Raw genomic sequence first — 17,988 nt, 5'->3', positions numbered from 1 at the left:
CCCGGGCGCTTCGTGGGGTCTCAGACGGACTGTCATCAAAGCCCGGGCCCGCGGGCGTACTTGCTGTTCCTATTGGCAACCCTTCCGCGGCATGGGTTCGCTCCTCTTGTGTTTCTTCTGTGAATCGTGCGAGTATGCGGATGTCTGAATATCAGCATACAACATTCACTCAATGGCCTGAGAGTCAGCGAGTCATGCTCATCGAAGGGGTTGCGCACATGAAGTCGACGAAAAGAACGCATCCAGGGGGTTGCCCGCCACCCAGGACCTCGGTGCTCCATGTGCCGAGAGAATTGGCGCTCGGCGGAGCATTGATCCTGATGCTCGCATCGGCGGTGACTGCGTTTCCCACGCTCGCGCAAGCGGCACCACAACCTCCTGCCTACATCCAGAGTGCATACTGGCTTGCACAGGGCGGAACTGCGAATGAGTGTCTGACCGCTACTCGTGACAAGCCCGTTGTCTCGATGGGGGTTCCGTCCGTCAGTGTAGTGATCGCAGCGTGCGGTCCCACAGGCACTTTCGATGAGCGGTCTCAATTGTGGCGCTACGATCCGGTCTCGAAGAGGGTGACGAACGACTACTACTCGCAGACTCTCGGCAAGCCACAATGTCTGACGGGTACCGAAGACCTCGCCGTCAGTGAGACGATCGGTGGCGTCACCACGCGCTACGCCGACGTCGTCGTGTCCGACTGCGCCTCGCCGTTCAACGTGGCAGCGCAGCAGTGGGAGTACAGCAACGCCTCGAAACGGTGGACGAACGTCTATTGGGCGGCCAAGGACGAGGCTTGCATGTCTGCCACGATCACCAAGATCATCACCTCCGACGGTGTTCCATACCACGCAACGGTCCTGAACCGATGCGGCAGCACCTTCGACACCAGAGCGCAGCAATGGAGCGCGGAAGTGTTCGAGCCCACCACCGACAAGGATGACGACGATGTCACCGACGCCGATGAGGCGGATCCTGACGGTAACCCAGCCGACACCGACGGTGACGGCGAGACCGATAACGTGGACGACGACTCGGATGGCGACGGCATTCCAGACAGTGTCGAGGCAGGTGACGCAGATCCGACCACGAAGCCGGTGGACTCGGATTCGGATGGGGTTCCGGATCTCCGGGACACCGATTCCGACGATGACGGCATCCCCGATTCCGTCGAAGCGGGTCCCGACCCGACGAAGCCCGTCGATACCGATGGCGACGGCAAGCCCGATCACCTCGACACCGATTCCGATGGCGACGGTCTCCCCGATGAAAATGAGGCGGGGTCCGATCCGACCAAGCCCGTCGACACGGACAGCGACGGGCTGCCCGACTACCGCGACCCAGACTCCGATGGCGATGGCATCCCCGACGGGGTCGACCCCTCGCCGACCGATGCGAATGGCGACGCAGACAAAGACGGCATCCCCGATCAGGTCGAGGCCGGTGCCGACCCGACGAAGCCCGTCGACACCGATAGCGACGGCAAGCCCGATGCGGTAGACGAAGACTCGGATGGCGACGGCCTGCCTGACAAGAGTGAGGCCGGAAGTGACCCGACGAAGCCTGTCGACACCGATAAGGATGGCAAGCCGGATTATCAGGACAACGATTCCGACGGTGACGGCATCCCCGACGCGACCGACCCGACGCCCACTGTCTCTAATGGCGACGGCGACGGCGATGGCGTGCCCGATGCGGTCGAGATCGGCCCGGACCCCACGAACCCGGCCGACACCGACGGCGACGGTGTGCCCAACACGAAAGACACCGACTCCGACGACGATGGCATCCCCGATTCGGTCGAGGTTGGTTCCGACCCGACAAAACCGGTCGATACCGATAAGGATGGCAAACCCGACCTTGTCGATACGGATGCGGATGATGATGGCATCCCCGATTCGGTCGAGGCTGGTTCAGACCCGACGAAACCTGTCGATACGGACAAGGATGGCAAGCCTGATTATCAGGACAAGGATTCCGATGACGACGGCGTGCCCGATAGTGAAGAGGCCGGCCCCATTCCCGGGTCGCCGACCGACACGGATGACGACGGCATCCCGGACTATCTCGACAAGGATTCGGATGGCGATGGCAAGCCCGACACAACTGACGGCAGCCGCACTACCGCCGATGCCCCTGCATCCGCGGGTTCGTCGAGTGGCGGCACGGGCACGGGAGGTTCCGGTGGCTCGATCGGCACCGATTCGCTTTCGAACACGGGCGCTCAGGATGCCTCAAGCGCCCTGGCCGCATCGATCCTCCTGCTGGCCCTCGGACTGGGCGCGGCGCTCCGGCGTCGCATCCCCGGCCTGCGCGGGCGGAAGGGAGCCGCACGTGACGGCAGCTGACCCGCAGAAGTAACAGGGATTCCCCAACCGGGTGCGCGTGCGTCGGGCATGCGCACCCCCGAGGCCCCGTCGAGTTCACGCTCGCGGGGCCTCACCTGTGCCCCCGTTCATCCATTCGTCATCTTTTTCGGCCGCGATCGGAATATCGACCCGCGCCCGCGCTGTTAGAGTTGTCGATTGTCTCGAATCGATTCGACCCCGCGAGGAAAACTGCTCTGTGACCACCGTTCTGCACCCCGGTGACGCGCTCACGCGCCGCCAACGACTCGTCTACGTTCTCATTCTGGGTGCGCTCACCGCGCTCGGCCCGTTCACCATCGACCTGTATCTGCCGGCTTTCCCGGTGCTCGAGCGAGAACTCGACGTGCAGGCCGCGCTCATCCAGCTGACGCTCACGGGCACGACGGTCGGTTTCGCGGTGGGCCAGCTGTTCATGGGCCCCTGGAGCGACAAGGTGGGCCGGCGACTGCCGCTCATCATCGCCACGTCGGTGCACATCGCCGCGAGTGTCGGTGCGGCCTTTGCGCCCGACATCGTGTGGCTCAGCGTCTTCCGCGTGCTGCAGGGCATGGGCGCCGCGGCCGGTGGTGTCGTGGCGATGGCCATGGTGCGCGATCTCTTCGGTGGCAAACCGCTCGTGCGCATGCTGTCGCGCCTGGCCCTCGTCAACGGCCTCGCGCCGATCCTCGCGCCTGTCATCGGCTCGCAACTCTTGCGGGTGGTCGACTGGCGCGGCATCTTCGTGGTGCTCGCGGCCTACGGCATCCTCGTGCTCGTCGCCGTGTCGTTCTTCATCGTCGAGACGCTGCCGCAGGAGCGCCGCGTGGGAGCCGGTCACTCGACCGTGGGTCAGCGCTACAAGTCCGTTTTCAGCGACCGCGTGTTCGTCGGCGTGGCGCTCATCGGTGGCATGAGCTTCTCGGGCCTCTTCGCCTATCTGTCCTCGTCGTCCTTCCTGTTCCAGCAGGTCTACGGGCTGAATGCTCAGCAATATGGTTTCCTGTTCGCGGTCAACTCGATCGGCATCGTCATCGGCGTGCAGGTCTCGTCGCGGCTCATGCGGCACTACGGCGCCCAGTGGATCCTGTCGGTGACGACGGCCGTGCAACTCGTGGCCGCCCTCACGATCGTGGCGCTCGCGGGCACGGATGCGGGGCTCCTCGGCATCCTGATTCCGCTCTTCTTCTTCATCATGGCGTGTGGTTTCGGTTTCCCGGCCGTGCAGGTTCTGGCGCTCGTCAACCACGGCCACGAGGCGGGCACGGCGGCTTCGCTGCTCGGTGCGCTGAACTTCGGCCTGGCCGGCATCATCTCGCCGCTCGTGGGCGTCATGGGCATCGGCACGGCGGCGCCCATGGGCATCGTCATGGCGGGCACGGCGGTCATCTCGGTGCTGTCGCTGTGGTTCATCGTGCGACCGCGCACGGTTCCCGCTCTCGCCAACTAGCCCGTTTCGGCCGGTTCACCCGGCAGCGGCATGTTCGCCCCGACACTGATCCTGGTGTCGGGGCGTTCGTCAACCCCGATCGTTTACCGGTCGGCGCGTTGGCTATCGCGGCCGGGCGCGGGCAGGATAGTCCCTATGCCCCGAGACATTGCCGCCAGAATCGGCGAATCGAACGCCACGCCGACCGAGCGTCACCTCTCGAGGCGGTGGCCGATCATCAGCGGAGCGCTGGCGCTCCTCATCGCGGGGCTCATCGTGCCGCTGGTCCTGTCACGCAACGGCGATCTGCCGTTCGAGTTCGACAGCGAGTTCCTCGACGAGATGATCGAGAATCGCGGGCCCGTGCTCGACTTCATGGCGCACGGCATGGACTTCCTGGGCGGTGGTATCGTCGGCATCTACGTGGTGCCTCTCGTGATCATCGCCGTGCTCCTGATCATCCGCCGCCCGTGGGCCGCCATCTTCTTCACGATCTCGACGGTTCTGAGCGCCGGCGTCGTGCAGCTGATCAAGAACATCGTGGGCCGCCCGCGCCCCGAGGACATGTTGGTCACCTCGGATTATGGTTCATTCCCGTCGGGGCATACGGCCAATGCGGCCACCCTCGCCGTGGCACTGGGAATCATCTTCCCGAAGGTCTGGGTGTGGATCGCTGGGCTCTTCTACACCGTCCTCATGCTGCTGTCCCGCACCTATCTCGGCGCGCACTGGCTGAGCGACACCCTCGGCGGCCTGCTCATCGGTGTCGGCGTGGCCCTCATCGTCTGGGCGCCCTTCGCCACCCGCCTGCGCGGTGAACCCATACCCCGGTCAGCCTCCGGCGGTCGATCGGATGCCGACGCCCCCGCATTCGGCCCCGCCACCGGTTCGACGGCCCGATGACCATCGACGCGGGCCTCAACTGGGCGGGCAACCACCGTTACACGGCCGGGCGCCTGGCCGCTCCGACGACCATCGCAGAGCTGCGCGCTGAGGTGACGGCGGCCGACCATGCGCGCGCGATCGGGTCGCGTCACTCGTTCAACGCCCTGTGCGACACCGAGGGCACGCTCATCTCGACGGCGGCGCTCCCGGGCGAGATCCTCATCGACGTGGATGGCTCGCGCGTGCACGTTCCCGCCGGGGTGCGTTACGGCGAGCTCGCCCACCGTCTCGAGGCCGAGGGTTTCGCGCTGTCCGCCATGGCGTCGCTGCCGCACATCTCGGTGGGTGGCGCGATCGCCACGGGCACCCACGGTTCGGGCGATGGCGCGCAGAGCCTGGCCGCCACGGTCTCGGGCCTCGAGCTCATGACGGCCGACGGCGATCTGCGCCGGCTCGTGCGCGGCGACGACGACTTCGCCGGTGCCGTGGTGTCGCTCGGCGCCCTCGGCATCGTCACGCGGGTCACGCTCGACCTCGAGCCCACCTACCAGGTGGAGCAGCGCGTCTACGAGGGGCTGCCCGTCGAGGCGGCCCTCGACAACTTCGACGCCATCACCTCGGGTGCCACGAGCGTCAGCCTGTTCACCACGTGGAAGAACCCCGATGTGATCGACCAGGTGTGGCACAAGCGCCGCCCTGACCGTGATGCGGATGCGCCCGCCACCGTCTTCGGCGCCGTGCCCGCCCCGGGCCCCCGCCACCCCGTGCCCGGCAACCCCGCGTTCGCCTGCACGACGCAGCTCGGCGTGCCGGGTGCGTGGCTCGATCGCCTGCCCCATTTCCGGCTCGACCACACACCGTCCTCGGGCGCCGAGATTCAATCCGAATACCTGGTGCCGAGACGTCACGCGGTCGACGCGTTGCGCGCCATCCGCTCGCTCGCGGGTCGCATCGCGCCGCTCCTGCAGGTCGCCGAGGTGCGCACGGTCGCGGCCGACGACCTGTGGCTGAGCCCGGCCTCGGGGGAGGACGTCGTGGCGTTGCACTTCACGTGGCACCCGCGCACGCCGGAGGTGCTGGCGTTCCTGCCCACGCTCGAGGCCGCGCTCGAACCGTTCGAGGCCCGCCCGCACTGGGGCAAGGTGTCGACCATCGAGCCGGATTGCTACGCCGAACTCTACCCGCGGCTGGGCGACTTCCGCGGTCTCGTCGACCGGTTCGACCCGCACGGCGTGTTCCGCAACGATCGGCTGCGGGCCACGGTCCTGCCGTGACGTCACACGGCGCGTCGGGCCTGCCCGGTGCGAGCCTGCCCGGTGCGGGCCTGCCCGGTGCGGGCCTGCCCGGGGCGGGCGGCGAGCTCGGGCCCCTGACCATCCGACCGTTCGAACCCGCCGACGAGGCCGATCTCGCCGACGTCTGCCTGCGCACGGGTGCCGCCGGTGAGGATGCCTCGCAGCTCTACGCCTCACCCACCCTGCTCGCGGATGTCTACGCCGTGCCCTATGCGCGCCACGATCCGTCGCTGGCGCTCGTCGTCGACAACGGCAGCCGCGTCGTCGGATACGTGTTGGCGACCGCCGACACGCGGGCCTTCGCCGAGTGGTTCAGCCGTGTGTGGTGGCCGGGCGTGCGGCCCGACCCGGTGGCGGCGAGCGACGCTGCGCTCGTGACATCCGCCGACGACCCCCAGCGGATGCTGCTCGCCGATGTCGACCGCTATCCCGCGCATCTGCACATCGACCTCCTGCCTGAGGCGCAGGGCCGAGGCCTCGGGCGGCGTCTCATGAACGAGATGTTCGACCTCCTGCGCGAACGCGGAGTTCCGGCCGTGCACCTCGCGCTCGACCCGGCCAATGCGGGCGCCGGGCTCTTCTACGAACGCCTCGGCTTCGTGCCCCTCCTCGCCAGCAACCCCGACGGATCGGTGCGCGGACTGGACCTCTAGGCGATTCCTCCGTGACCCCCGAATGCGGGTCGCGTAAGCTGGCCGGGATGTCAGCCGAAGAAAACGTGGTCGGCGTCGTCGACGGGGTCGCCCTCGTCGGATACGACGCCCTCCTCGCCCAGATGAGCGCGGCCTTCCCTGAGCTGGGTGCGGCCGAGGTCGAACACGTCGCGCTGCGCGAGTGGGAGGCCGTCACGGGCGGGCGGCCGCATGTCGTGCCGTCGTCGCTCATCGCCGGCATCCGTGAGGTGCTGGAGGGGGCCGTGCAGCGCCACGCGTCCGGCGGGCGGCAGACGGCCTGAGTCGCTGTGTCGGAATCACGGCGTGGCGTAGCGCGTGCGAGCGGGGCGTAGCGTTTGCGAGCGGTTAGACCGCGGCCGCGCCTCGCGGGGTCACGGACGCTGCGGCGGCTGCGCCCGTGGCTGACACGTCATTGCCAGGCGTGGCCTCGGCGTCGGTCGCCGTGTGATCGTGGGCGCTCTCGACGGCGAAGATCATGCGCTGCAGGAACTGGCTGATCGTGCGAATCTCGTCGGCGGTCAGGCTGTCGGCCGCGGCGACCATGTTCTGGTGCATGCGACCCAGGGTGGCGCGCACCTCGTCATCGCTGCCGTCGGTGGCGGTCACGATCGACGAGCGGCGGTCGGTGGGATGCGGCGCGCGACGCACATGCCCGCTCTTCTCCAGCCGGTCGAGCAGAATGGTCGTGGATGCGGTCGAGATCTTGAGCAGCTGCGCGAGTTTGCCGGGCGTCATCGTCTCGCCCGCTTTGGCGGCCCGCAACAGGTAGCGCAGCGCCAGTAGGTCGGTCTCGCCCATGCCCATGGAATCACGCGTGTCGCGACGCATCTGAGTCTCGGCGGCGCGGTACTGGCGGAACAGGTTCAGCACGTCGACACTCGTCACGGCCGCCGTGGTGTCGTCGGCACGGTCGTACCAATACCCGGATCGGCCCAGCTGATTGTCGGTCATCCGTTAAAAGTAACCCATGCTCCCACCACCGGCCGAGCGATATCTCCTATTCGGAGCGCAGGGACGGTTTGCGTTCGAACCAATACAGCATGTGGGGGTTCGTCACCTGCAGTTCGCCCAGGGTGACGGGATGCTGCAGCCTCTGCACGGGCGCCCGCAAACGCCCCACCAGCAACTCCATGTCGTGCCGCCCCCAGTACTCGCCGCGCAGACGCACGAGCGCGCGCTCGTCGTCGTCCAGCACGAACAACTGCGGATGTGCCTGTGTCGCCATGGTGCGGTGCAGATCGAGCACCAACGACCGGCTCACACCCGAAACGGGGATGGTCACGCGGCGGCCCCAGATGGTGCGGCGCACGATCTCGTCGCCCGAGACGCGCACCTCGACGCTCAGGAACAGGGCCGCCCAGACGGCGGCAGCCAGAACCGTGGCGGCGAGCAGGCCGACGACGTACGGGAACGCCGCCGAATCGCGGCTCAGCCAGAGAAGCACAGCGAAAACGGGCACGACGATCATCGCAGCGGCCAGAAGGCCCTGTCCGAGCAGCGCGCGCCGCGGCTTGACCGTCAACACATCGGTCACCGTGTTCCCCCCAGGAAGGCTTTCGGATGCGTTGATAAACGACCCGTTACGACCGGGGAAAGCCTAGCCGTATGTGGGCGGCCGAATGGGGCTTGGGGTGTGACGGGTTTGTTAAATCGCTGGTGGGGTGCGTTATGGGGATGAGGGGTGGTGCGGTGTGTCGGGGTGTGGGGGAGGGATGTTTAGGGGAGCGGCGGGTAGAAAGATTGCCATAAAAGGGGAAGCCCGCGGAGCGGGCTGCGGTAGCTGTGCGGAGGACGGTGGACCCCGTCAGGCTGGGTGCCCCAGCCTTCCTCCTCGAATCGCTGTGTTTGTTTGCCAATTAACGGAGAAAAGCTCGCCCAGGAGGGCGAGCTTTTTCCTTTGGCGGAGGATGGTGGACCCCGTCAGGCTGGGTTCCCCAGCCTTCCTCCTCGAATCGCTGTGTTTATTGCCAAAAAAGGAGAAAGGCTCGCCCTAAAGGGGCGAGCCTTTTCCATTGGCGGAGGATGGGGGATTCGAACCCCCGAGGGCTTTCACCCAACACGCTTTCCAAGCGTGCGCCATAGGCCACTAGGCGAATCCTCCAGATGTGTGCTCCAGGGCAACACGACCTCAAGTATCCTACCCGGTCGCGGAGGGTGCCGGTGACCGCATCCAGGCTCGCGAGTGGGTTACACTGGTTCTCGGCTCCTCGCGTGGCGCCATCCAGGCCAATTCCCCCAGGACGGAAACGTAGCAAGGGTAACCGGGCTCTGGCGGGTGCGCGGGGGGTCATTTTCTTTGCCCTGCACAGGTGTGCATTCGCCCCGCATCGAGGTGCCGCCAAGGTTCGCCGCAATAGGCTGGAAACCGTGGCACACAGCATCTACATCACCTCTGCAGAAGGACACTCCGGCAAGTCGACCGTGGCTTTGGGGGTGCTCGACACCCTGAGTCACGAAACCCCGCGCGTCGGCGTGTTCCGCCCGGTGGCCCGCACGGGCGCCGAAGGTGACTACGTGCTCGACATGCTCCTGGCGCACGACGCCGTGTCGCAGAGCGCCGCTGATGCCGTGGGCGTCACCTACGACGAGGTGCACACGGATCCCGATGCCGCGCTCGCCCGCATCGTGCAGCGCTTCAAACGGGTCGAAGCCGAAAGCGACGCCGTCGTCATCCTCGGCTCTGACTACACGGATGTCGGCAGCCCCACCGAACTGGGCTACAACGCGCGCATCGCCGCCAACCTCGGTGCCCCCGTCGTGCTCGTGCTCGGCGGGCGTGTCGGTCAGGGGATGGGCGAACAGCTCGGCGGTTCAGAGCCGCGCGGAGCCGACGATATGCGGCAGATCACCGAACTCGCGCTCGCCGAACTGCAGAGCGAGCACGCGCAACTCCTCGCCGTCGTCGCCAACCGCGCCGACCCCGAGTCGCTCGACGAGATCGTCGCCGCCATCCGCTCGGTCCTGCCCGGGGGCAGCGGTGCCCACGGCGAGAACTCGTCCGGCGCATCGGGCGCGCCAAGCGCCAACGACAGCGCCAGCACCATCCCCGTGTGGGCCATCCCCGAAGACCTCTTCCTCATCGCGCCCAGCATGCAGTCGATCCTCGAATCGGTCGACGGCACGCTCATGTCGGGCGACCCGTCGCTGCTCAGCCGCGAGGCGCTCGGCGTGGTCGTCGCCGCCATGTCCATGGAGAACGTGCTGCCGCGCCTCACCGACGGCGCCGTCGTCGTCATCCCGGGCGACCGGTCAGAGGTGCTTCTTGCCGTGCTGCTGGCCCAGGCATCCGGAACCTTCCCGTCGGTTGCGGGCATCGTGCTCAACGGTGGGTTCGAGTTGGCCGACTCCATCACCACGCTGCTCGACGGCCTCACACCGGCAGTGCCCATCATCCGCACCGAGCTCGGCAGCTACGACACCGCCGTGCGCATCACGCAGACCCGTGGGCGCCTCGCCGCCGACTCGCAGCGCAAATACGACACCGCGCTCGCGCTCTTCGAGAACAGCGTCGACGCCGAACAGCTGCTCGAGTTGCTGCACGTCAGCCGCACCAATGTGGTCACGCCGCTCATGTTCGAGTACACCCTGCTCGAGCGGGCCCGCCAGAATCGCCGCCACATCGTCCTGCCGGAAGGCTCCGACGACCGCGTGCTGCGCGCCGCCCACACGCTCCTGGCGCGCGATGTGGCCGAACTCACCATCCTGGGCGAAGAGATCGAGGTGCGTTCGCGCGCGCTCGACCTGGGGCTCGACCTCTCGAAGGCGCAGATTCTCTCGCCCTTCGACGACGTACTGCGCCTGCGGTTCGCTGAAGAATACGCGCGGCTGCGGGCCCACAAGGGTGTCACGGTCGAGCTCGCGCGCGACACCATCACCGACGTCTCCTACTTCGGCACCATGATGGTGCACCTGGGGCTGGCCGACGGCATGGTCTCGGGCGCGGCACACACGACGGCTCACACCATCCGCCCCGGTTTCGAGATCATCAAGACGAAACCGGATGTGGGGGTCGTCTCGAGCGTCTTCCTGATGGCGCTCGCCGACCGCGTGCTCGTCTACGGCGACTGCGCCGTCATCCCCGACCCGACGGCCGAGCAGCTCGCCGATATCGCGATCTCGTCGGCCGCCACCGCCGAACAGTTCGGCATCGAGCCGCGCGTGGCCATGCTCTCCTACTCAACGGGCGAATCGGGCCAGGGCGCGGATGTCGAGAAGGTGCGCGCCGCGACCGCCTTCGTGCGCGAGCGCCGCCCCGAACTGCTCGTCGAGGGCCCCATCCAGTACGACGCCGCCGCCGACCAGGCCGTTGCCGCCGCCAAGATGCCCGGATCGAAGGTCGCGGGCCAGGCGACGGTGTTCATCTTCCCCGACCTCAACACGGGCAACAACACCTACAAGGCCGTGCAGCGCTCGGCCGGCGCGGTCGCCATCGGGCCCGTTCTGCAGGGCCTCAACAAACCCATCAACGACCTGTCCAGGGGAGCTCTCGTGCAAGACATCGTCAACACCGTGGCCATCACCGCGATCCAGGCGGCGACGGCATGAGCGGCATCCTGGTCGTCAACTCGGGTTCGTCGTCGTTCAAGTATCAGCTGATCGACAGCGAGTCCGAAGAGACCCTCGCCTCGGGACTGGTCGAGCGCATCGGCGAGTCCGAGGGGGTCGCGGTGCACCGCCGCCCCGGCCACGACGAGGTGCGCGTCACCGAACCCGTCGCCGACCACGCCGCGGGCTTCCAGCTCATGCTCAAGGCGTTCGACGAGACCGGTCCCTCGCTCACCGAGGAGCCACCCATCGCCGTGGGTCACCGCGTCGTGCACGGCGGCAAACGCTTCTACGAGGCCACCGTCGTCACCGACCTGGTCAAGATCAACATCGAAGACCTCGCCGACCTGGCGCCGCTGCACAACCCCGCCAACCTGCAGGGCATCGAGGCCGCCCAGAAGGCGTTCCCCGATGTGCCGCACGTGGCCGTCTTCGACACCGCGTTCCACCAGACGTTGCCGCCCGCCGCCTACCGCTACGCCATCGATCAGAAGGTCGCCGATCAGCACCGCATCCGGCGCTACGGTTTCCACGGCACGTCGCACAAGTTCGTTTCAGAGGCGGCGGCCGAGTTCCTGGGCCGCGAGCTCGGCGAGCTCAACCAGATCGTGCTGCACCTCGGCAACGGCGCTTCGGCGACGGCCATCGAAGGCGGCCGCTCGGTCGACACGTCGATGGGCATGACGCCGCTCGAGGGACTCGTCATGGGCACGCGCTCGGGTGATATCGACCCCGCCGTGCTGCTGCACCTCAACCGCAAGGGCGGCTACGACTTCGCGGCGCTCGACGAACTGCTGAACCGCAAGTCGGGTCTCCTCGGCCTCTCGGGCCGCGGCGACATGCGCGACCTGCAAGAGCGCGCGGGCGAGGGGGATGCGGGAGCCGTCGAGGCCCTCGATGTCTACCTGCACCGCATCAAGCGTTACGTCGGCGCGTACTACGCCGAACTCGGGCGGCTCGACGTCATCGTGTTCACGGCGGGCGTCGGCGAGAACGTCGCGGCCGTGCGCGCGGGGGCGTTGGCCGGTATGGAGCGCCTCGGCATTCGCATCGATCCCGAGCGCAACGAGTCGCGGGAGCGGGGCATCCGCCGCATCTCGGCAGACGACTCCGAGATCACGGTTCTCGTGGTGCCGACGAACGAGGAGCTCGAGATCGCGCGGCAGACGCTCGCGGTCACGCAGGGCTGAGTCGGCGTCGAGTTCCCGGCGGCCGCGCTGACAACCGCGGTCGCGCCGGCAACTGTTGTCGCCGACCTCGGTTCCCGGCCGGGCCGCGCGCGCCGCTCGATAGACTGAGGAATACAAGCGCGCCATCGGTCGTTGAATCGGTGCGAGCCACAAGTACAAGGAGTTCCGGCATGGCTGATGTTCGGCGGGTCAAACTTCCCGGTGTGGGCGTTCTTCACACGTTCGTCACCGACGACGGCGGCAAGGTCGGCGTCATCGCGCACCGCTCGGGTCACAGCGACCTGATCACGTTCAGCGACGACGAAGACGGTTCCGACGCCACCAAGGTGTCGCTGCGCCTCTCCGAAGACGAGGCGCACACGCTCGCCGAGCTGCTCGGCGGCACGCAGATCACCGAATCGCTCACGGCGCTCGACCAGATCCCCGGCCTCTCGATCGACTGGTTCCGCGTCGACTACGAGGACTACATCGCCGGTCAGCCGCTCGGCAACCCTGCCGAGCGCGGCATCGTCGGCCTCACGGTCGTGGCCGTCGTGCGCGGCGAATCGGCCAACCCGGCCCCCTCGCCCGACTTCCGCGTCTTCCCCGGCGACACGCTCGTGGTCGCCGGTTCGCCCGAGAAAGTGGCAAAAGCGTTCATGTTCTTCCGCACCGGCTCGAAAACCAAGGCCGGCGTCGACTCCCCGCCCGGGGGTTAGCCCATGCACCTCGGCGAAGACCTCATCATCCTCGGCGTCCTCCTCGTCATCGCGTATGTGCTCGGACGCCTCGGAAAACTGATCGGCCTTCCGGCCATCCCCATCTACATGATGGTGGGCTTGATCGCGAGCCCGAACAGTGGATGGTTCCCGCTCTCGTTCGATGGTTCCCACATCGAGCTCATAGCGGTGTTCGGCCTCATCCTGCTGCTGTTCAACCTGGGGCTCGAGTTCGATCAAGACGAGTTCTTCGAGAACGCGGGCAAACTGCTCATCTCGGGCGGCACCTACATCGCGTTCAACATGGCGGCGGGCATCGCCTTCGGCTTCATGGTCGGATGGGGCGCCAAAGAAGCCTTGATCATCGCGGGCATCACGGCCACCTCGTCGAGCGCCATCGTCACCAAACTGCTTATCGAGCTCAACCGCCTCACCAACCGCGAGACCCCCATGATCCTGGGCGTCACGGTGGTCGAGGACATCTTCATCGCCATCTACCTGGCCATCGTGGGCGTCGTGCTCTCGGGCGAGACCGAGCTGTTGCCGGTGATCGGCAAACTGGTCGTCGCCTTCGCCTTCATCATCGCCATGTTCGCCATCGCGCGCTACGGCGGCAAACTCGTGTCTCGGCTGTTCCGCACCAAGGACGACGAGCTCTTCACCATCCTGTTCTTCGGACTGGCGGTCCTCTTCGGCGGAGTCGGCGAATTCCTCGGCGTCACCGACGCGATCGGCGCCTTCCTGATCGGCCTCGTCCTCGGGGCCACGCGCTACCGCAACCGCATCGAGAGCGTCGCCGTTCCTCTGCGGGATGTCTTCGGCGCCTTCTTCTTCCTCAACTTCGGTCTGGCCCTCAATGCCGCCGAATTCGGCAGCGTGCTCGTTCCCGTGCTGGCCGCCGTCGGCATGACCATCCTGCTGAACATCATCGCGGGGCAGTTCGTGGCCTGGCTCAACGGGCTCGGGCCCCAGGCGGGCATCAACACCACCGTCATCCTGCAGAACCGTGGCGAGTTCGCGCTGATTCTGGCGACCCTGGCCGTGAGCGCGGGGCTCGATCCGCGCATCTCGCCCTTCGCGGGCCTCTACGTGCTGATCATGGCCGTCATCGGGCCCATCATCGCGTCGCGGTCGGAGCAGATCGGTCGCGTCATCCTGCGCAGCCCCAAGCAGAAAGCCGCGCGGCGCGAAAAAGCAGCGCGCTCGGCCGACCCCGTGCTCGACGAGGCCGAACGTCTCGTGGCGGCGGCGACGGCCCCCTCTGCGACCGACGGCGGTTCGCGCGAACGCGGTGCGCGAGGCCAGGTTCCCGCCGGCACTCGAACGGATGCCGCAGCCACCGCCACCGACGACGGCGACACGGCTCTCGATGCGGCTCTGGCCGATGCCTTCGGCGGGGGCTCGGATGAGCCGCGCGCACGCCGCCCCCGCGAACCCTTCGGCGATCCGCTCGAGGAACCCGACGTCGACCCGATGGATGCCGAGCTCGCGCGCCCCCGCAGCGGGAGCAACTCCGGCGGCACCCGCGACCTCGAGGCCGATGACGCCGCCCGCGCGGCCGCAGAAGACGCCGCCGTGGCCCGTGAAGCCGCGCGCCGTGCCGGCCACGATGAGGGCCGGGCAGCCGGCCACGATGAGGGTCACGCCGTCGGGCGGGACGAAGGACACGCGGCCGGGCGCCGCGAGGGCCACGCCGCCGGGTTCGAGGCCGGGTTCGAGGCCGGGCACGACGCCGGCCGCGCCGCCATCGTCGACCCCGACCCCTACAGCCACTCAGCCCCCGAGCGGCCCGTACCGCCGCGCGAGGGAGGCCCGAAACCGAGGCCCGCTCTCGGCGCCGGCCCAGGCGAGCCGGATAACATCGAGCGTCTGATCGAGCAGGCCATGCGCCAATCAGACGAAGAGCGCCCCCGAAAGCGAGAAGACGATTACTAACGAGAACGCCGTGGCCGTGGCCCCCGATGAGCGGCCGAAGCCCGACCGCACCATCGTGCGCGTCATGGTGCGGCCGCGCTGGATCGCCATGTTGCTCCTCGCGATCGCGATCGCGGGAGCGTTCGCCTGGCTCGGCCACTGGCAGCTCGAGCGCGCCGTCGTCCCCGCGGCCGACACCGCCGAGGTCAGCGAGATCGCGCGCCCCATCGGCGAGGCGCAGACGCCGGGCAAACCCATGTACGACACGTCCATCGGCCAGACCGTCACGGCCGAGGGGCGCTACGTTCCGGGCGACTTCAGCGTCATCACCGAGCGTGTGCAAGACGGCCGAACGGGTTACTGGGTCGCCGCGCACTTCGAGCAGAAGGCCGGCTCAGAGGGCACGACCGGTTCCGAGGGGGCGGCTATCGCCGTTGCGGTCGGATGGACCGAGAGCGAAGAGGTCGCGAAGGACGCCGCCGCCGAGCTCAACGCCCAGCCCGCGGCATCCGACGATGTCACCGTCACCGGGCGGCTCATCCCGGGCCAGGCGCCCGAGACCGCCGAGGATGGCGACCCGAACGTGCTCAACACCATGGCCGTGTCGGCGCTCATCAACCGCTGGCAGGACATGACCGGCCACGACGTCTACGGCGGCTACGTGATCGCGGGCGACCCCGCCGAGGTGGGGCAGGTCGACGGACTCGTGGCCATCGATGCGCCGCCGCCCGTGCCCGAGACCACGGTCAACTGGCTCAACATCTTCTACGCCGTCGAGTGGGTCGTCTTCGCGGGCTTCGCGGTGTTCCTCTGGTACCGCCTCGTGCGCGACACGTGGGAGCGCGAATACGAGGAGAAGCTCCTGGCCTCGGGAGCCGGCCACGAACCCGTTCGCGTAGACTAGGGCCATGCCCCTAGAACCTCGACAGAGTGATCTGCCGCGCATCCGTGGCGCCCTGCGCTTCTACCAGATCGCGTCGATCATCACCGGTGTCATGCTGCTGCTGCTCTGCATCGAGATGCTGCTGAAATACGCCATGGGCTTCGAGATCGAGCTGGGCGGTGGCTCCGGTTTCCTCGGCCTCGTGCCCGTCGACACCGTCACGGGCGTGAACCTCTCGACCGGCATCCTCATCGCGCACGGCTGGTTCTACGTGGTCTACCTCTTCAGCGACTTCCGCCTGTGGTCGCTCATGCGCTGGCCGTTCAGCCGCTTCATCCTGATCGCCCTGGGTGGCATCGTTCCGTTCCTCTCCTTCTTCCTCGAGGCCAAAGTCGGCCGCGAGGTGAAGGCCTATCTTGCTTCCCGCGCTGAGCGCGCCAACACCCCCACGGAGGTTTCCCATTAGCGAGAAGGCCACGAGCCAACGACCCGTCCTCGTCGTCGATTTCGGTGCGCAATACGCGCAGCTGATCGCCCGACGCGTGCGTGAGGCCGGCGTCTATTCCGAGATCGTCCCGCACTCCATCACGGCAGAAGAGGTGGCGGCGAAGAACCCCACCGGCATCGTGCTGTCGGGCGGCCCCTCGAGCGTCTACGAAGAGGGCGCCCCGGCACTCGACGCGAAGATCTTCGACCTCGGCGTGCCCACCATGGGCATCTGCTACGGCTTCCAGGTCATGGCCCAGTCGCTGGGCGGCGAGGTCGCCCACTCGGGTCTGCGCGAATACGGTTCGACCGGCGCCACCATCACGGGCGACGGCGGCACGCTGCTCGCTGGCCAGCCCACCGATCAGACGGTGTGGATGAGCCACGGAGACCAGGTGTCCAAGGCGCCAGAGGGCTTCGAGGTGCTCGCATCGACCGGTTCCACCGCCGTGGCCGCGTTCGGCAACGACGAGCGCAAGCTCTACGGCGTGCAGTGGCACCCCGAGGTCAAGCACTCGGCGCACGGCCAGGCCGTGCTCGAGAACTTCCTGCACCGTGCCGCGGGCATCCCCTCCGACTGGAACCCGGGCAACGTCATCGCCGAGCAGGTCGACAACATCCGCGCCCAGGTCGGTTCGGCTCGCGTCATCTGCGGCCTCTCGGGCGGCGTCGACTCCGCCGTCGCAGCTGCCCTCGTGCACAAGGCCGTCGGCGACCAGCTGGTCTGCGTCTTCGTCGACCACGGCCTGCTGCGCCAAGACGAGCGCCGTCAGGTCGAAGAAGACTACGTGGCCTCCACGGGTGTGCGCCTCGTCACGGTCGACGCCCGCGAGCAGTTCCTCACGGCCCTCGCCGGTGTCACCGACCCCGAGCAGAAGCGCAAGATCATCGGGCGCGAGTTCATCCGAAGCTTCGAACAGGCCGAGGCCGATCTGGTGCGCGAGGCGCAGGCCGATGGCGAGCCCATCCGTTTCCTCGTGCAGGGCACGCTCTACCCCGACGTCGTCGAGTCCGGCGGCGGAACGGGCACGGCCAACATCAAGAGCCACCACAACGTGGGCGGCCTGCCGGAAGACCTGCAGTTCGAGCTCGTCGAGCCGCTGCGCACCCTGTTCAAGGACGAGGTGCGGGCGATCGGTTCCGAGTTGGGCCTGCCCGACGTCATCGTGCAGCGCCAGCCGTTCCCCGGGCCGGGCCTCGGCATCCGCATCGTCGGTGAGGTCACGGCCGAGCGCCTTGAGCTGCTCAAGAAGGCCGACTCGATCGTGCGCGAAGAGCTCACGGCGGCCGGCCTCGACCGCGAGATCTGGCAGTGCCCGGTCGTGCTGCTCGCCGACGTGCGCTCGGTGGGCGTTCAGGGCGACGGCCGCACCTACGGTCACCCGATCGTGCTGCGCCCCGTGTCGAGCGAGGATGCCATGACGGCCGACTGGACGCGCCTGCCCTACGACCTGCTCGCCCGCATCTCCAACCGCATCACCAACGAGGTGGATGGTGTGAACCGCGTCGTGCTCGACGTCACGTCGAAGCCGCCGGGCACCATCGAATGGGAGTGAGTGCGGGCTCCTGACGCCGTGCACAGAAGAAGGGCCGTTCCTGTGGGAACGGCCCTTCTTCGTTGTTGTTCGTGCGGCTAGGCGGAGCCGGCAG

15 protein-coding genes, 1 tRNA gene and 1 other RNA gene are annotated in these 17,988 nt (G+C 67.6%); 14 read left to right on the top strand and 3 right to left on the bottom strand.

The window, feature by feature from the left end; genetic code table 11:
• Positions 1 to 140 precede the first annotated feature (140 nt).
• The 6 genes from ALI44B_RS06565 to ALI44B_RS06540 all read left to right on the top strand — a co-directional run bounded on the left by ALI44B_RS06565 (position 141) and on the right by ALI44B_RS06540 (position 6,903).
• Positions 141 to 2,342, top strand: coding sequence for a thrombospondin type 3 repeat-containing protein (locus ALI44B_RS06565; RefSeq protein WP_143459015.1), 2,202 nt, complete (start codon positions 141 to 143; stop codon positions 2,340 to 2,342).
• Between the two features lie 217 nt (positions 2,343 to 2,559).
• Positions 2,560 to 3,789, top strand: coding sequence for a multidrug effflux MFS transporter (locus ALI44B_RS06560; RefSeq protein WP_077053810.1), 1,230 nt, complete (start codon positions 2,560 to 2,562; stop codon positions 3,787 to 3,789).
• 135 nt (positions 3,790 to 3,924) lie between these two features.
• Positions 3,925 to 4,671: a phosphatase PAP2 family protein gene (locus ALI44B_RS06555; RefSeq protein WP_077053809.1), complete on the top strand. Its 747-nt coding sequence runs from the start codon at positions 3,925 to 3,927 to the stop codon at positions 4,669 to 4,671.
• Positions 4,668 to 5,927 carry an FAD-binding protein gene (locus tag ALI44B_RS06550; protein ID WP_077053808.1) on the top strand — a complete coding sequence of 420 codons (1,260 nt, stop codon included), beginning with the start codon at positions 4,668 to 4,670 and terminating at the stop codon, positions 5,925 to 5,927. Before ALI44B_RS06555 ends, ALI44B_RS06550 begins: the two co-directional genes overlap by 4 nt.
• Positions 5,924 to 6,601, top strand: coding sequence for a GNAT family N-acetyltransferase (locus tag ALI44B_RS06545; protein WP_238592099.1), 678 nt, complete (start codon positions 5,924 to 5,926; stop codon positions 6,599 to 6,601). Before ALI44B_RS06550 ends, ALI44B_RS06545 begins: the two co-directional genes overlap by 4 nt.
• Positions 6,602 to 6,648: 47 nt before the next feature.
• A complete protein-coding gene (locus ALI44B_RS06540) occupies positions 6,649 to 6,903 on the top strand; it encodes a hypothetical protein (protein ID WP_077053807.1) in 255 nt (84 codons plus the stop codon).
• A 64-nt stretch (positions 6,904 to 6,967) separates the two neighbouring features.
• Here the strand turns inward: ALI44B_RS06540 and ALI44B_RS06535 are convergent, their stop codons facing one another.
• The 3 genes from ALI44B_RS06535 to ALI44B_RS06525 form a co-directional block, all read right to left on the bottom strand.
• The gene (locus ALI44B_RS06535) at positions 6,968 to 7,573 is read right to left on the bottom strand and encodes a MarR family winged helix-turn-helix transcriptional regulator (RefSeq protein WP_077053806.1); all 606 of its coding nucleotides are present in this window, start codon (positions 7,571 to 7,573) and stop codon (positions 6,968 to 6,970) included.
• A 46-nt stretch (positions 7,574 to 7,619) separates the two neighbouring features.
• A complete protein-coding gene (locus tag ALI44B_RS06530; RefSeq protein ID WP_077053805.1) occupies positions 7,620 to 8,156 on the bottom strand; it encodes a hypothetical protein in 537 nt (178 codons plus the stop codon).
• A gap of 479 nt (positions 8,157 to 8,635) precedes the next feature.
• Positions 8,636 to 8,723, bottom strand: a tRNA-Ser gene (locus ALI44B_RS06525).
• Between the two features lie 97 nt (positions 8,724 to 8,820).
• Here ALI44B_RS06525 and ffs point away from each other — a divergent pair.
• From ffs to guaA, 8 genes are all read left to right on the top strand, one after another.
• Positions 8,821 to 8,917: signal recognition particle sRNA small type (gene ffs / locus ALI44B_RS06520), an RNA gene on the top strand.
• 72 nt (positions 8,918 to 8,989) lie between these two features.
• On the top strand, positions 8,990 to 11,167 hold the full coding sequence (pta, locus tag ALI44B_RS06515) for a phosphate acetyltransferase (protein ID WP_077053804.1): 2,178 nt from the start codon (positions 8,990 to 8,992) through the stop codon (positions 11,165 to 11,167).
• On the top strand, positions 11,164 to 12,357 hold the full coding sequence (locus ALI44B_RS06510; protein WP_077053803.1) for an acetate/propionate family kinase: 1,194 nt from the start codon (positions 11,164 to 11,166) through the stop codon (positions 12,355 to 12,357). The genes pta and ALI44B_RS06510 overlap by 4 nt, the downstream gene beginning before the upstream one ends.
• A gap of 170 nt (positions 12,358 to 12,527) precedes the next feature.
• Positions 12,528 to 13,055: a cation:proton antiporter regulatory subunit gene (locus ALI44B_RS06505; protein ID WP_077053802.1), complete on the top strand. Its 528-nt coding sequence runs from the start codon at positions 12,528 to 12,530 to the stop codon at positions 13,053 to 13,055.
• Between the two features lie 3 nt (positions 13,056 to 13,058).
• Positions 13,059 to 14,990: a cation:proton antiporter gene (locus ALI44B_RS06500; RefSeq protein ID WP_083709610.1), complete on the top strand. Its 1,932-nt coding sequence runs from the start codon at positions 13,059 to 13,061 to the stop codon at positions 14,988 to 14,990.
• A gap of 10 nt (positions 14,991 to 15,000) precedes the next feature.
• The gene (locus ALI44B_RS06495) at positions 15,001 to 15,873 is read left to right on the top strand and encodes an SURF1 family protein (protein ID WP_077053801.1); all 873 of its coding nucleotides are present in this window, start codon (positions 15,001 to 15,003) and stop codon (positions 15,871 to 15,873) included.
• Positions 15,874 to 15,877: 4 nt separating this feature from the next.
• On the top strand, positions 15,878 to 16,318 hold the full coding sequence (locus tag ALI44B_RS06490) for a DUF3817 domain-containing protein (RefSeq protein ID WP_077053800.1): 441 nt from the start codon (positions 15,878 to 15,880) through the stop codon (positions 16,316 to 16,318).
• A complete protein-coding gene (gene guaA, locus ALI44B_RS06485; protein WP_077054036.1) occupies positions 16,314 to 17,894 on the top strand; it encodes a glutamine-hydrolyzing GMP synthase in 1,581 nt (526 codons plus the stop codon). The genes ALI44B_RS06490 and guaA overlap by 5 nt, the downstream gene beginning before the upstream one ends.
• The last annotated feature ends 94 nt before the right edge of the window (positions 17,895 to 17,988 follow it).

This window comes from Leifsonia sp. ALI-44-B, from assembly GCF_001984125.1.
Classification (GTDB): domain Bacteria; phylum Actinomycetota; class Actinomycetes; order Actinomycetales; family Microbacteriaceae; genus Okibacterium.
The sequence above is the reverse complement of the archived record's forward strand: the minus strand, read 5'-3'. Positions and strand labels throughout refer to the sequence as shown.

Bases quoted from the DNA above. Each gene is read 5' to 3' on its own strand.
- ALI44B_RS06505 (WP_077053802.1), top strand. From the start codon at position 12,528: ATGGCTGATGTTCGGCGGGTCAAACTTCCCGGTGTGGGCGTTCTTCAC.
- ALI44B_RS06550 (WP_077053808.1), top strand. From the start codon at position 4,668: ATGACCATCGACGCGGGCCTCAACTGGGCGGGCAACCACCGTTACACG.
- ALI44B_RS06565 (WP_143459015.1), top strand. From the start codon at position 141: ATGTCTGAATATCAGCATACAACATTCACTCAATGGCCTGAGAGTCAG.
- ALI44B_RS06555 (WP_077053809.1), top strand. From the start codon at position 3,925: ATGCCCCGAGACATTGCCGCCAGAATCGGCGAATCGAACGCCACGCCG.
- ALI44B_RS06500 (WP_083709610.1), top strand. From the start codon at position 13,059: ATGCACCTCGGCGAAGACCTCATCATCCTCGGCGTCCTCCTCGTCATC.
- ALI44B_RS06535 (WP_077053806.1), bottom strand. From the start codon at position 7,573: ATGACCGACAATCAGCTGGGCCGATCCGGGTATTGGTACGACCGTGCC.
- ALI44B_RS06490 (WP_077053800.1), top strand. From the start codon at position 15,878: ATGCCCCTAGAACCTCGACAGAGTGATCTGCCGCGCATCCGTGGCGCC.
- ALI44B_RS06510 (WP_077053803.1), top strand. From the start codon at position 11,164: ATGAGCGGCATCCTGGTCGTCAACTCGGGTTCGTCGTCGTTCAAGTAT.
- ALI44B_RS06540 (WP_077053807.1), top strand. From the start codon at position 6,649: ATGTCAGCCGAAGAAAACGTGGTCGGCGTCGTCGACGGGGTCGCCCTC.